Raw genomic sequence first — 14,098 nt, 5'->3', positions numbered from 1 at the left:
TTCGGGCCCGGACGACACCCAATTTTTTTGGAGATTGCTGCGTGGATAAGATCAAGGTTGAGAACCCCATCGCCGATTTGCATGGCGATGAGATGACCCGCGTTATTTGGGACATGATCAAGGAAAAGCTCGTCGAGCCCTATCTCGATGTGGAGCTTGTGCCGTTCGACCTCGGCATCGAACACCGCGACGCGACGGACGATCAGGTGACCGTCGACGCCGCCCACGCAATCAAAGAATTTGGGGTCGGCGTGAAATGCGCGACCATCACGCCGGACGAAGCGCGCGTGGAGGAGTTCAACCTCAAGAGAATGTACCGCTCGCCCAACGGTACGATCCGCAACATTCTGGGCGGCGTCATCTTCCGCGAGCCCATCATCTGCAAGAACGTGCCGCGCCTCGTTCCGGGCTGGACCAAGCCCATCGTCATCGGCCGCCATGCCTATGGCGACATCTATCGCGCACAGGACTTCCGCGTTCCGGGCAAGGGCAAGCTCACCATCACCTTCGAAGGCGAGGACGGCGAGACCATCGAACGCGAAGTGCATGTGTTCGAAGGCTCCGGCGTCGCTCTCGGGATGTTCAATCTCGACAGTTCGATCCGCGACTTTGCGCGCGCCTCCATGAACTACGGCCTAAGCCGGAACATGCCGGTGTACCTTTCGACCAAGAATACGATCCTCAAAGCCTATGACGGGCGTTTCAAGGATCTGTTCGCGGAAGTCTTCGAGACCGAGTTCAAAGACGCGTTTGCCAAAGCCGGCCTCACCTACGAACACCGGCTGATCGACGACATGGTCGCGGCGGCGCTGAAATGGTCGGGCGGTTATGTGTGGGCCTGCAAGAACTACGACGGCGACGTCCAGTCCGACACGGTCGCGCAAGGATTCGGGTCGCTCGGCCTGATGACGTCCGTTCTGATGACGCCGGATGGCAGCACGGTTCTGGCCGAGGCCGCGCACGGCACCGTCACGCGCCATTTCCGCCAGCATCAGGAAGGCCGCGCCACGTCGACGAACTCCACCGCCTCGATCTTCGCCTGGGCCGGCGCGCTTAAGCATCGCGCGAAGCTCGACAACAACGAGGCCCTCGCCCGGTTCGCAAAAACCATCGAGACCGTCTCCGTCGACACAATCGAGTCGGGCTTTATGACCAAGGACCTGGCTTTGCTCGTCGGCGCCGACCAAGCCTGGCTCTCGACCGAAGGCTTCATCGACAAGATCGACCAGAACATGCGGGTAGCCATGGCCGGAGACGTCGCCGCGGCCTAGGTCTGCGCCTCTTCGTTTTCGTCTTGTGCCGTCGCCGCGAGCCGAATGCGATCGAGCAGACCCGGGTGGCGCCGCGAAAGTCGCGCCAGAGCCCGGTTGTCGAGCACGTAGAGCCGGCAATAGGTCGTAGCGATCACGTCGCGCTCATGCCGCCGGTGTTCCAGGAGCGCCATCTCGCCGAAGATATCGCCTTCCTTCAGGATCACCGACCGGCCTTTGCCGAGTAGAAGACGCGCTTCCCCGCTCGCGAGGATGTACATGTTCTCGCCAACGTCACCAGCCCGGACGATAGGGACGCCCGGATCGTAGCTCCGCGTGTCGAGCACCTTGGTGATATCGGCAAGCTCTGCGCGGCTCATGTCCGCGAACAATGGAACCCGGGCCACCATCGACCATGTGGCCACGAACTGATGGCGCACGGATTCTTGGCTGAACCCCGTGGCGATGATCGCCACGGGCAATGCGAACATGCCGACGCCCAGCAGCATCACGACACCGCCCAACATCTTGCCGAGAGGCGTCACGGGAACGACGTCGCCATAACCCACGGTCGTTAGCGTGGCCAATGCCCACCAGGATGCGGCCGGTATCGATCCGAACGCCTCCGGCTGTGCATGGCGCTCGAGGAAGTAGATTCCGGTCGAGGCGAAGAGAAGCAGGATGAGCATCAGAAGGAGCGAGCCGAGAAGCGCCCCGGACTCCTCCTTGCACACGCGAAACAATGTCTGCAACGCAGGCGAAAAACGCGCGAGCCTGAAGAGACGCAGCACGCGCAGCAGCCTCAGGAAGCGCAAGTCCGCCGGAAACAGCCACGTCAGGATACCAGGCGCGAAGGCCAGGAGATCGATGATCATGATCGGGCGGCTGGCGAAGATCGCCCGCGCCCGCCAGGGCGGCATGCGCGACAGGACTGGAATCTCGACAGAACTCCAGACGCGCAGCGCATACTCGATGGTGAACACCATCACGGAGAAGACGTTGAAGGCGCGGAACCAGGCGTCGTAGCGCGTGGCGAGTTCTTCGACCGTCTGGGCCGCAAAGGCGAGCGCGTTCGCGACGATCAGGACGATGATGAAGCCGTTGACGATGTATCCGGCCGGATGGACGTCGCCGCCGAGTTCCAGAATCTCGTGGACCTTTCGGCGCCAGTGGCGCCAGCGGGCCGAGGTCATGACCTAGGCTTGTCCAGCGCGCCTGGAGGCCGAGGGCGCCGGCTCGCTCTCGGGCGCGGACCCGAGCTGCGCGGCGATCGCCTCCAACGCGGCGTCGGCCTTGGCGCCGTCAGGACCACCGGCCTGGGCCAGATCGGAACGCCGCCCCCGCCCTTACCGCCAAGGATATCGGCGCCCACGCGCACGAGATCGACGGCGCTGTGTACGCCCGTGAGATCCGCGGTGACACCGACAACAAGGCCGGCCTTCCCTTCCTCGCTCACGCCGACCACCGCGACGACGCCCGAACCGATCTGCTGCTTCGCCTCGTCGCAGCCCGCGCAAATCCTTCGCGCGACGCCATGAACCACGCGCGCGAGAAGCTTCGTGCCGCCAATCTCCCGGACAGGCGAGCCGCCGGCCGCACCGCCGCTTTCGGGCCGCAGTGCCAGCTCGCGCTTCGTATCGGTTAGCTGCCGCTCCAACTTGCGGCGCTCCTCGACAATCGCGGCCAGCCTCTCGACCATTTCGTCCGGCGGCACTTTGAGAATCTCGGCCGCTTCGCGAACGCGCCTGTCCTGCGCGCCCAAGAACCCGCGCGCGGCCTCGCCGGTCAGCGCCTCCACGCGGCGCACGCCCGCGGCCACGGCACTCTCGCCCACGATCTTCAGGAGGCCGATATCGCCGGTCCGGGCCACATGGGTCCCGCCGCAAAGCTCGACGGAATAGGCGTGGCCCGCCTTTTCGCTTTCCGGCGTCACGCCCATGGACACGACGCGCACCTCCTCGCCGTATTTCTCTCCGAACAGCGCGAGCGCGCCGCGGGCGATGGCCTCGTCCGGCGTCATGAGATGGGTCTCGACGGCGCTGTTCTGCAGGATCATGGCGTTCGCCAAATCCTCCACGGCTTTGAGCTCATCCGCGCTCATGGGCTTCGGATGGGAAAAGTCGAACCGCAACCGTCCCGGCTCGACGAGCGAGCCCTTCTGCGCCACATGGGTCCCGAGGACCTGACGCAAGGCTTCGTGCAGCAGATGGGTGGCCGAATGGTGCGCGCGCGTCGCCGTCCGGCGTCCGTGGTCCACGGACAGCGAGACCGTCTCACCGCGCAGCAGCTTGCCCTTCTCCACGATACCGTCATGGAGGAACAAGCCATGTAATTTCTTCTGCGTGTCCGAAACCGCGAACACGGTTTCGTCTCCGATAGACAGAGTCCCCTGGTCGCCGACCTGGCCGCCGGATTCCGCGTAGAAGGGCGTCTGATTGACGATGACGATGCCGCGGTCGCCCTTTTCGAGCTTGTCGACACGGACGCCGTCTTTCACCAGCGCCACAATCTCGCCCGATGCGGCTTCCGTCTCGTATCCAAGGAACTCGGTCGCGCCGACCTCTTCCTTGAGTTCGTACCAGAGACTGTCCGTGGCTGCTTCGCCCGAGCCGGACCAGGACTTCCGGGCCTCGGCCCGCTGCCGCTCCATCGCCGCCTGAAAGCCAGCCGCGTCCACGCCGATGCCCTTGGCCTTCAGCGCGTCTTCCGTCAGGTCGTAAGGGAAGCCGTAGGTATCGTAGAGTTTGAAGGCGACCTCGCCGGACAGCGTGTCGCCGGAGGACAGCCCCTCAAGCGCCTCGTCGAGCAGACGCAAGCCCCGCTCGAGAGTCTCGCGGAAGCGCGTCTCCTCGAGCTTGAGCGTTTCGTCAATGAGCGCCTCTCCGCGCTGCAGCTCCGGGAAGGCCCGCCCCATCTCACCCACGAGGGTGGGGACCAGCCGATGCAGCAACGGCTCCTTCGCCCCCAGCATATGTGCATGCCGCATGGCCCGGCGCATGATGCGGCGCAGGACATAGCCACGCCCCTCGTTGGAGGGCAGGACACCGTCGGCAATCAAAAATGACGACGCCCGCAAGTGATCTGCAATGATGCGGTGGCTCGGCGCCTCAGGCCCCACGGCGGGGACACCTGTGAGATCGACCGATGCCGCGATCAGCGTCTTGAATAGATCGATCTCGTAATTGTCATGCGTTCCCTGCATGACGGCTGCAATGCGTTCGAGCCCCATGCCGGTGTCGATCGAGGGACGCGGCAGATCGATGCGGCTCCCGTCGGCCTGCTGCTCGAACTGCATGAACACCAGGTTCCAGATCTCGACGAACCGGTCGCCGTCCTGATCGGGACTGCCAGGCTGACCGCCCGGCAGATGCGCTCCGTGATCGTAGAAGATTTCCGAACAGGGCCCGCAGGGGCCCGTATCGCCCATCGACCAGAAATTGTCCGATCCCGCGATCCGCAGAATCTTATCATCGCCGAACCCGGAGATCTTCTTCCAGAGTTCAGCGGCCTCGTCGTCGTCCACATAGACCGTGACCAGGAGCTTCTCAGTCGGCAGCGCCAGCGTCCCGGTCAGGAAATCCCAGGCGAGCGCAATCGCTTGTTCCTTGAAGTAATCGCCGAAGGAGAAATTGCCCAGCATCTCGAAGAACGTGTGATGCCGCGCGGTGTAACCCACATTGTCCAGATCGTTGTGCTTTCCGCCGGCGCGCACGCATTTCTGCGACGAGGCAGCCCGCAAGGCACTCGGCTTTTCCTGGCCGGTGAACACGTTCTTGAACGGCACCATTCCGGCGTTCGTGAACATCAAGGTCGGGTCGTGCCGCGGCACCAGAGGCGCAGATGGTTCCACCACGTGGTCGTTGTCGGCAAAGTACTGAAGGAAGGCCGCGCGCAGCTCGTTGGCACGCGACGGCGCTTCATGCCCCGTCGCGGATGCGTTCGCCGCCGTCTTGGCCGTGCTCTTATTGGATTTTCCAGCGCTCACTTCAGCAGCACCCAAAGTTGCAGCAGCCGTCTTCGCAGCACCTTTGCCGACGGCCCCGACTGACGCCTCTCCCTGGACGCACGGACCGGCTCTCGAATGCGCGTGTCTGCTGCGAGTTGCGACCCTACCCAGCGACCGAGCCTAACCGATTCTCCGGGCCCGGACGCATCACGACCTCCCATTCGGCGATCGCGACGGGAAAGACGATCGGGGCAGACATACGGTCTCGCTCCGGCCCTGTCCAGCAGTCACAACGAAACGGGGTGCCCCAAATCATGGGCGCCCAAATGCAGCGGGCGCCCCGGGAACACCGGGACGCCCTCAACCATCGCGATCTCTGATTGATTGGATCCTGGAGGCCCCTTACGGCCCGGCCGGACCCGGCATGCTTAGCCGCGCTTGCTCTTGCGGCCGCCGCCCGAAATGGACGTGACCGTCTCCTCCTCGACCGGCGCCTCACCGTCGTCGCCCTTATCCTCGAGCCCCTCGCCTTCCAGCATCTGCTCGGCGACGAGCCCCGCGCTCTGCCGGATGGCGCGCTCGATCCGCTCGGCCATGTCCGGATGGCTCCTGAAAGGTCTTCGCGTTCTCGCGCCTTGGCCGATGCGCTCGCTGTCATACGAGAACCAAGACCCGGATTTCTCGACGATCCCCGCCTTCACGCCGAGATCGATCAATTCGCCCATCTTCGAAACGCCCTCGCCGTACATGATGTCGAATTCGACTTGCTTGAAGGGTGGCGCGACCTTGTTCTTGACGACCTTGATCCGCGTCTGGTTGCCGACCACCTCGTCCCGCTCCTTGATGGCACCGATGCGGCGAATATCGAGACGCACGGAGGCATAGAATTTGAGCGCGTTGCCGCCGCTCGTGGTCTCCGGCGAGCCGAACATGACGCCGATCTTCATGCGGATCTGATTGATGAAGATGACCATGCAGCGCGACTTGGAGATGGAGCCGGTGAGCTTGCGCAAGGCCTGGCTCATCAGCCGAGCCTGGGCGCCCATCTGCATGTCGCCCATCTCGCCTTCGAGTTCGGATTTGGGCGTGAGCGCCGCCACCGAATCGACCACGAGCACGTCGATGGCGCCGGAGCGCACCAGCGTGTCGGCGATCTCGAGCGCCTGCTCGCCGGTGTCGGGCTGGGAAATCAGGACATTCTCGAGATCGACGCCAAGCTTCCGGGCATAGATCGTATCGAGCGCGTGCTCCGCATCGACGAAGGCGCAAAACCCCACCCTTCTTCTGGCTTCCGCCACGACGTGAAGGGCCAGCGTCGTCTTGCCGGACGATTCCGGCCCGTAAATCTCAACCACCCGGCCCCGCGGCAGACCGCCGATGCCGAGTGCAATATCGAGCCCGAGGGAGCCCGTGGGAATGGACTCGACCTCCACGGCGGTCTCGTTCTGGCCGAGCCGCATGATGGAGCCCTTGCCGCAAGCCCGCTCGATCTGGGAGATCGCGGCTTCCAGCGCCTTCTCTTTGTCCATTTCCCCTCCTGCCTCTACAAGGCGCAGCGCGGCGTTCGACATTGACGAATCTCCTTATTTCACAGCCTTAGGGCTTGCGTAAATGGCGGTGCCCGGCCCCGGGCCCCTCGTCCACACCCGCGTGGGCTTCGGCGAGCCGGTGATTGCGTTAGAAGGGGAATGTACATGCTTTGTTCTATGTTCGCAAGATGTTCTCGCTGCGTTGAGCGGATTTGCCGGTGGGTCCGCGGCCCGCACTGGGAAAAGCGCTTCGTGGCGTACCATGAATCACTATGATTGAGCCCAACCGAGGCAAGGAGCGCAACGCATGAGCCGGGAAGTCGAGAGGGGCGCCCTACAGGACAAGATGTTCGTCCTGCTGCTCGTGCTGGTGTCGCTGGCTTTTGCTTGGATCCTCCTACCGTTCTACAGCGCCGTCCTGTGGGCGGTGATCCTGGCCTTGGTCTTCTCGCCGGTGCAGCGGTGGTTCATCGGCCACCTTCCGAACCAGCCGAACTTGGCCACGTTCCTGACTCTACTCAGCATCGTCGGGATCGTGCTGGTCCCCGTGGCGTTCACGGGCGCATCGATCGTCAGCGAGGCGACTACGCTCTACGAAAATATCCAATCGGGGGACGTCAATCTCGGCACGATACTTCAGCGCTTCCTCGATGCGCTGCCGACTTGGGCCACAGACTTCCTGGCTCATTTCGGGGTGACGGACGTGGCCGACATGCAGGCGCGCGTCATCTCGCTCCTCGCCGAAGGCAGCCAGTTCTTCGCGACGCAGGCGGTCCTTGTGGGGCAAGGCACGGCGAACGTCCTGCTCGGCACGTCCATCATGCTCTACCTCCTCTATTTCTTTCTGCGCGACGGCGGCAAGCTCTCGCAGAAGATCATCCACGCGGTACCCCTCGCCGCCGACTACAAGGATGCCTTGTTCGACAAGATCGCCGTCGTCGTTCGTGCCATGGTCAAAGGCACGATCCTGGTCGCCATCGCGCAGGGTTTTCTCGGCGGTCTCATCTTCTGGGCGCTGGGCATCCATGCCGCCGTGCTTTGGGGCGTGGTGATGGCCTTCCTGTCGCTGCTGCCGGCGGTGGGGGCCTCGATCGTGTGGTTCCCGGTCGCGGTCTATCTCATCGCCACCGGCGACATCGGCAAGGGCCTCATTCTCATGGCGTTCGGCGCGGGCGTGATCGGGCTCGTCGACAACCTGCTGCGGCCCTACCTTGTCGGCAAGGACACGGCCCTGCCCGACTACATCGTCTTGATCTCGACCCTGGGCGGCATCGCGCTTTTGGGCCTGAACGGCTTGGTGGTCGGCCCACTGATCGCGGCCTTGTTTATCGCCGTCTGGGACATTGCCGCCCGAAGCGACGTGGTCCCCAATGCGGCCGTCCACGACGACGCGCCGGCGGCCGACGAGCCTCCCGCGGACAAGTCCAAGGCGCGTTGAAAACGCGATTCGGCCTGTAATTTACGGGCGAAATACTCACAGGCCATTTCCAAAAAAGCAGACAAAGCCGTGCGAATCGGCCATCCCTCAATGGGTATGAAGAGCCGGACCTGGCTCGGACGGCGAAGAAAGCTTGTACCAACTGGCTTTTCCGAGCGCCGTCCTATTTTAGGAGCGCTACATAATGCTTACAAAGACCGCACTCATCCAAACGATTGCCGACCAGCTCGACATGACGAAGAAGGACGTCAAAGACGTTCTCGAGACCCTTGCGACCGTCGGCTACAAGGAAATGAAGAAGAACGGCGAGTTCATGCTGCCGGGCTTCGCCAAATTCGTGGTCGTCAAGAAGCCGGCCGTTCGCGCCCGTAAAGGCATCAATCCCTTCACCAAGGAGCCGACCGTGTTCAAGGCCAAGCCTGCGCGGAAGGTTATCAAGGCACGCCCGGTCAAGGCGGCCAAGGACGCGGTGTAGCAGCACTCGTCCGCACACGGAATTGAGGGAAGTTAAGTGCGTCGTCCTTCGGGGCGGCGTACTTTTCGTTTGCGCTATCGCCTAGCGGCTGCTTGAGCGCTTGCTCGTTTGCGCTAACAGCTAGCGGCGCTTTAAGTGCTTGTTGCTGGACCCTGCTGTGGCTCGCGCTCTTCCGGTGCCGGGCCGATGGTCCAACCAGCCACAAGAAACACGATAGCACCGGTGATCCCGAAGGCTTGGACCGCGACCAATCCGGCGCCGAGACTGCCGCCGGAAGGATCGAAGCCGTTGGAGACCGCGCCGACGATCAGCGGTCCGAGGACCATGCCGATCATGTTCATACCGAACAACAACAGCGCGGACCCGACGGGCCGCTCTTCGCTCCGCAGCGCGGCGTGCAGCACCGCAATCGTCGGCGCGATATAGACGGCGCCGAGAGCGCACGGGACGAGCAACAGCAACAGTGCGGTCGCCTTGCTCCCAGCCAGCAACCCCGCAATGGCGAAAGGCTTCGTGAGGAGGAGAATCACGGCGGGCGTCCACGCGATCCAATGTGCCCGCCACAAAGCGAGGCGCCCCGCGAGTTGCCCGCCGAACATCGTTCCAAGAGCGCCCGCCACACCGATGGCTGCGGCGAGATACAGGCCGACGGCGGACAACGCCATGCCATGCTCCCGGACGAGAAATGTCGGCAGCCAGGCGACCATGCCGAAGGTCGTGATCGTGTTCAGGACGGTGGCCAGCACCATCAGGGCCATTGGGTGCGACCGAAAGATCTTGGCCACGGTCTCGGACAACAAGGAGAGCCGCAGCGTGGCCCTGCCGGCATCGTCGTGCGGCCGAGGCGGTTCGGGCACGGTCAATCGAATGATCACGGCCAGCACCAGGCCCGGCAAACCCGCAAGCAGAAGCGCCGCGCGCCAGCCAAAGAATTGCGCCACAAACCCGCCCCCAACCAGCGCGAGCGCCGTTCCGATGTTCGCACCGGACATGAACACGCCCATTGCGCCGGCGCGTTCGCGCGGTTCGTAGCGGTCCGAAATGATGGCGTGGCTTGCAGGTAATGCGCCGGCCTCACCGACCCCGACGCCCACGCGCGCCAAGAAAAGCTGCCAGAAGTTCTGCGCGAGTCCGCACAGCATGGTCATGGCGCTCCATACAGCGATCGTGATGGCGATCACGTTGCGGCGGTTGAGACTGCTCACCGCCAAGGCGAGCGGCAATCCCAGCGTGGAGAAGAGCACCGCGAAGGCCAAACCGGACAGTAGTCCGAGCTGGATGTCGCTGAGCGCGAACTCGCGTCCAATCGGCGACAACGTCACCGCGAGCACCTGCCGATCGAGATGCGCGAGCGCGAAATACGCCGTGAGCACGATGAGCGTGTAGCGCCGCGAACCGACCTGAACGGACTCGAGTCGCGAGGGGGACGTCGTTTGATTGAAGCGCACCGGAGACTTCCGAAATGCTGAGGCTTTCAGACAGGTATCACGACCACTGGTGCAAGTGCACCCTCGACTCGACCTAGTTGAACAGCCACGTGAAGCGGCCTTTGACGGCATTGTCGGACACGCTGTCGGCATATTGGCCCGAATAAGAGACACCAGCGGACAGTCGATCCGACAGGGCGAAGTCGAGGCCCGCATCGATCAGCGCGGAATCTTCGGCGAGCGGAACGCCGGAGACATCGAAGCCGACGCCGGTCGTCGCGAAGACAAGCGACGCGCTGGGCGCAACGTCGTCGAACGCGTGCAGCCAGGCGCCTTCGACGTGCGGAGTCACCTGCATGGCGCCCCACAGCATAGTCGTGGCCGCGCGCAGACCCACGGTCGTGTAGCCCACGTCCTGATCGATGCCTGATGTGCGCAGGCTCGCTTGCGCGCCGCCCTTCTCGCCGAACCCCTCACTCTCGACGGAAACGTAAGCGAAGCCGCCGAAGGGCTCGAGCTCGATGCTCGCCACTTGGGTCGGGTAAGCGATCTCGCCGAAGAGCTGGCCCGTATCGGATCGGTCCGCATTCTGCCGTTCGTAGAACCCCGGGAAGACGACTGCGCGGGAGGTCTCGATCTCGCTCCAGGCCCAGAGCCCGCCGGCACGCAACGCGACACCTTCGACGTCGCCGTTCACGTAGCCGCCGAGATGGTAGGTCTTGGTGTTGGCGCCGCTGAAACGCTGCTCGACGCTCACGTCGGAGAAAGACGCGCCTGTCGCCACGCCAACGCGCCAGGAGCCGCCAACGCGCGCATCCATGCCGGAGATGAAGCCGCCGAGATCGCGGTCCGCCGTGGCGGCATTGCCGTCGCCATCAAACGTGCCCCAAGCGCCGTAGCCTTGAGTCCAAAACGCCAGCGGTGGCGATACGGGTTCGGCTGCCGTCTCTTCGCCGATGAAGTTGCCGCCGAGACGCATGGCACCGGCATGGTAGGTCGCGTCGCGACTTGCGACCTGTGGCCCGCCGTTCCCCAGCGCTCCGCCTTGATGGCTCGCCTGCATCATGCGCCCCAGCACCGCGTCCCGTGCATAGCGGCTGTCGTCCACGAGCGTTCCCGCCACCGTCGCATGGATCTCACCCGAGAGCGCGTCGAACGCCTGCCGCGCACCCTCGGCGGATTGGAACAGAACCGAGAGGAACAGAGGGTTTGTCGTCGGGAAAACATCGAGCGCCTTGGCGACGTGGCATTGGTTCTGCGTGTCGGCGACCGAGCAGAAGCTCGGGCCGCCGCCATTGTGGGTACCGTGGTGACGCGTCAGCGTCAGCACCACATCGTTACCGTCTCCGCCAAAATAGTCGACGCTCGGCTTCAGAAAGGCGAGGTCGTTCTCGATCGTGGCGAACCGGCCTTGGACGGCGTCGCCGCCATCGTTGGCGATGATCGTGTAGTCGGTGCTCTGCTTGTAGTCGCCGTTCGCGGCGAGCACGCGCAAGGTCGAGCCGGTGAGATCGACCGTCCCGTTGACTACAACCTTGTCGGCGTTCCCTGCCGCGTCCACTTCGACCTCGTAGACGGCGCCCCCGGATAGCGTGAAGGCGCCATTGACCCGCATGCTGCCGATGGAATTGCCGGGGGCGAGCGTGGCGCCGACAATGTCCAGGTCGCCAAACGTCCCTGTTCCGGAGAGCGTCCCACCGACAACGGAAAAAGGCACTGTCGTGCCGCCGGTGAACGTCCAATTGCCGCTTTCCATCTCGAAGCTCTCGAAATTGCGGTATTGCTGTGTACCCGCGCCCGTATCGATGTCGCTGAGATCGAACGCGCTGGAGCCCGAACCACCCCATTCGAGCTTGTCCTCGTTGCCAGGCCCGGCGAAAACCGTGCCAGTGATGTCGGCGCCAGGGCGGAGCTTCAGCTTATTGGCGAATGCAGATCCCTGGTCGAACTGCACAGCGCCGCCGTTGCCGCCGTCAAGCGCGCCGTGAACGGTCAGCGTCGTGGGGCCGCCGGCAGTTTGAACCGCATAGGTCCCTGTCGCCGCGATGCCGGTAATCACCGATTGGGAATGTACATCGACTGAGATCGCAGAGCCCGCCGTCGCCGCCGTGATGGCACTCCCGGTCGAGGTGCTCACGACACCATGCGTCGTGATCCGGACCGTTCCGGCACCGCTTGCCTCAGCCGAGATGCCTCCCGCGCCGTAAATCCGCGAGCCAATTGCTGTCGTAATGTGGATGTCACCGCTGCCACTCGACGCTTGCGCGGTTACGCCAGCACCGGACGTTCCCGTCACATTTCCGCCCACCGTGATGTCGATGTCGCCGCCGCCATTGTTCTTGGCGAGAATACCCCTGGTACCCGATACGTTCCCGGCGCGTCGTGATCGTGGTGCTGGACCCGGAATTGTAGGCGTAGATGCCGTATCCATATTGGCTCGTCACCGAACCGAGCGCTTGGATCTTCACTGCCCCGTAGTTCGACGCCCCTATGCCACCGTTGTAGCTGCTCTGAATTGAAGAGTTGGCACCCGTGACGATCTTGACCTCAGAGTCCGACTGGTTCCGCGCATAAATCCCCCAGCCGCCGCCGGAGCCGCCATTGCCAATTACAGTACCGTTCGCGACGACGGTGATGCCATCCTTCGGCGAACCCGGCGGATTGCCGCCCACAACGATACCGCTGGCACCCTTTACGGTGCTGGCGGCACCGGTAGTGATCTCAACGCTGGTGCCGCTGAGACCGTTGGTGAACCCTGCATAGATCGCGGTACCCCCACCGCCGACATAACCGTTCGCATGAATCTTGATCGAGCCGCTTGCCGCCTGAGTAGCGATCACACCACCCATACTCCCGTAAACGCTGCCGTCCACGGTGATCTCCATATCCGTACCGGCGTTGTAGGCGGTGATCCCGTAGAACTTGTCGGCATGGACATCGCCCCCGATCGACATGGTGAGCGCGCCGCTGCCGAAGTTGCCGGCGTTGATACCGCCCTCACCCTTGATCATGCCTCCGGCATGCGTCGTCACGGTGAGGTCTGTGCCGGCGCTGCTGCTATCCGAGCCGTTGAACACGAGGACAGCGTAGGCGTCGTCTCCGGACGCGTAGGCGTTGCCGTGTAGATCGACAGTCGTGGCGCCGCTGCCGTTGTTCTGCGCTTTGATCGCGTACTCGCCCTGAACCGTAGAGTCGGCGCCGCTGTTTATAGTGAGATCGGTACCATTGTTGATGGCGTAGATGCCGTACTTGCCGCCGCTCTGGACATCGCCATCGGCGGTTATCTTCAGCGACGAACCGGAACTGAGGTTGATCGCCTGGATGCCGTAGGTTCCGCCATACACGGTCGTTCCGGCCGCCGTTGTAATGTCGAACGACGAGCCCCCACCGTTCTGAGCAAAAATTCCAACATCATCGCTGCCCGTTACGTCGCCGCCGGCTACGATGCTTAGCGCGCCACTGCCGTCTTGCTTGACGTTGATGCCGTAGTCACCTCCGGTGACAGGGCCGCTTGTCGTGACCGAAAGACCGCCGCCATAGTTCTTGGCATGAATGCCGTAGTAGGTGCCGTAGGCTTGGTTGTAACTGCTGATCGACGTTCCGTTGCTCCCCTGACTGTAGACGTAGAGCGCGGTATTCCCCTTCAGATAGCCATTGGTGTTGATCGTGACACCACCGGGCGTGCCTCCGTCGTTGCCGGAATTGTTCACGTAGAGGCCAAAGTAGGGAGCGAAGAGAGGCGAAACGTTCTCATCCAAATAGGTGAGCTGGCCGTCGCCTGTGAGGGTGATGCCGTTGCCAGTTGTCGTCTTGACCTCGAACGTGGCGCCCGCCGTGACCGTGGCGTTATCACGGCCGGAAAGGTCTTGTGTGTCTGTACTGGCGCCTTCGCAGAGAATATCTGACCCGGCAGCCGTGCAGACTTGTTGGCTGTACGCCCGCCCACCATAGGCCAGCATGCGCCCGCCAGCATCGTCGTGGACAGCAAGAGCCGCTGCCTCAGGCCCCCTCGCCGCATCGTGTCCCCCGAATG

Annotated in this window: 8 protein-coding genes and 1 pseudogene; 3 read left to right on the top strand and 6 right to left on the bottom strand. The window is 63.4% G+C overall.

All coding sequences use genetic code 11. From position 1 onward, the window contains the following. The first annotated feature begins 41 nt into the window (after window positions 1–41). Entirely contained in the window at window positions 42–1,271 is a 1,230-nt protein-coding gene (locus tag AUC70_RS13075; protein WP_069445260.1) for an NADP-dependent isocitrate dehydrogenase, read from the top strand. Here the strand turns inward: AUC70_RS13075 and AUC70_RS13070 are convergent. The 3 genes and pseudogenes from AUC70_RS13070 to recA form a co-directional block, all read right to left on the bottom strand. Further along, window positions 1,268–2,443 (bottom strand): cyclic nucleotide-gated ion channel, encoded by a 1,176-nt coding sequence (locus tag AUC70_RS13070; RefSeq protein ID WP_069445259.1) that lies wholly within the window; start codon window positions 2,441–2,443, stop codon window positions 1,268–1,270. The genes AUC70_RS13075 and AUC70_RS13070 overlap by 4 nt on opposite strands. A gap of 3 nt (window positions 2,444–2,446) precedes the next feature. Beyond that, window positions 2,447–5,145: pseudogene (gene alaS / locus AUC70_RS13065) on the bottom strand (alanine--tRNA ligase). A gap of 479 nt (window positions 5,146–5,624) precedes the next feature. Next, the gene (gene recA, locus AUC70_RS13060) at window positions 5,625–6,767 is read right to left on the bottom strand and encodes a recombinase RecA (RefSeq protein WP_083241568.1); all 1,143 of its coding nucleotides are present in this window, start codon (window positions 6,765–6,767) and stop codon (window positions 5,625–5,627) included. A gap of 265 nt (window positions 6,768–7,032) precedes the next feature. Between recA and AUC70_RS13055 the strand changes: the two genes are divergently transcribed. Together AUC70_RS13055 and AUC70_RS13050 are read left to right on the top strand one after the other, a co-directional pair. Then, the gene (locus AUC70_RS13055) at window positions 7,033–8,163 is read left to right on the top strand and encodes an AI-2E family transporter (RefSeq protein WP_069445257.1); all 1,131 of its coding nucleotides are present in this window, start codon (window positions 7,033–7,035) and stop codon (window positions 8,161–8,163) included. Between the two features lie 184 nt (window positions 8,164–8,347). Then, window positions 8,348–8,638, top strand: coding sequence for an HU family DNA-binding protein (locus AUC70_RS13050; RefSeq protein WP_045366533.1), 291 nt, complete (start codon window positions 8,348–8,350; stop codon window positions 8,636–8,638). Between the two features lie 131 nt (window positions 8,639–8,769). On the opposite strand, the gene AUC70_RS13045 is transcribed toward AUC70_RS13050, so the two are convergent. The 3 genes from AUC70_RS13045 to AUC70_RS17230 all read right to left on the bottom strand — a co-directional run bounded on the left by AUC70_RS13045 (window position 8,770) and on the right by AUC70_RS17230 (window position 14,024). Beyond that, window positions 8,770–10,086 (bottom strand): spinster family MFS transporter, encoded by a 1,317-nt coding sequence (locus AUC70_RS13045; RefSeq protein WP_069445256.1) that lies wholly within the window; start codon window positions 10,084–10,086, stop codon window positions 8,770–8,772. Window positions 10,087–10,159: 73 nt separating this feature from the next. Continuing rightward, a complete protein-coding gene (locus tag AUC70_RS13040) occupies window positions 10,160–12,361 on the bottom strand; it encodes an autotransporter family protein (protein ID WP_069445255.1) in 2,202 nt (733 codons plus the stop codon). Next, a complete protein-coding gene (locus AUC70_RS17230) occupies window positions 12,306–14,024 on the bottom strand; it encodes a beta strand repeat-containing protein (RefSeq protein WP_069445254.1) in 1,719 nt (572 codons plus the stop codon). Before AUC70_RS17230 ends, AUC70_RS13040 begins: the two co-directional genes overlap by 56 nt. Window positions 14,025–14,098 lie beyond the last annotated feature (74 nt).

Origin of the sequence: Methyloceanibacter stevinii (assembly GCF_001723355.1) — a bacterium.
In the GTDB taxonomy this organism is placed as follows: domain Bacteria; phylum Pseudomonadota; class Alphaproteobacteria; order Rhizobiales; family Methyloligellaceae; genus Methyloceanibacter; species Methyloceanibacter stevinii.
Note: the sequence above shows the minus strand (reverse complement) of the source record. Positions and strands in the feature narration are given on the sequence as shown.

Bases quoted from the DNA above. Each gene is read 5' to 3' on its own strand.
- AUC70_RS13070 (WP_069445259.1), bottom strand. From the start codon at position 2,443: ATGACCTCGGCCCGCTGGCGCCACTGGCGCCGAAAGGTCCACGAGATT.
- recA (WP_083241568.1), bottom strand. From the start codon at position 6,767: ATGTCGAACGCCGCGCTGCGCCTTGTAGAGGCAGGAGGGGAAATGGAC.
- AUC70_RS13055 (WP_069445257.1), top strand. From the start codon at position 7,033: ATGAGCCGGGAAGTCGAGAGGGGCGCCCTACAGGACAAGATGTTCGTC.
- AUC70_RS13050 (WP_045366533.1), top strand. From the start codon at position 8,348: ATGCTTACAAAGACCGCACTCATCCAAACGATTGCCGACCAGCTCGAC.
- AUC70_RS17230 (WP_069445254.1), bottom strand. From the start codon at position 14,024: ATGCTGGCCTATGGTGGGCGGGCGTACAGCCAACAAGTCTGCACGGCT.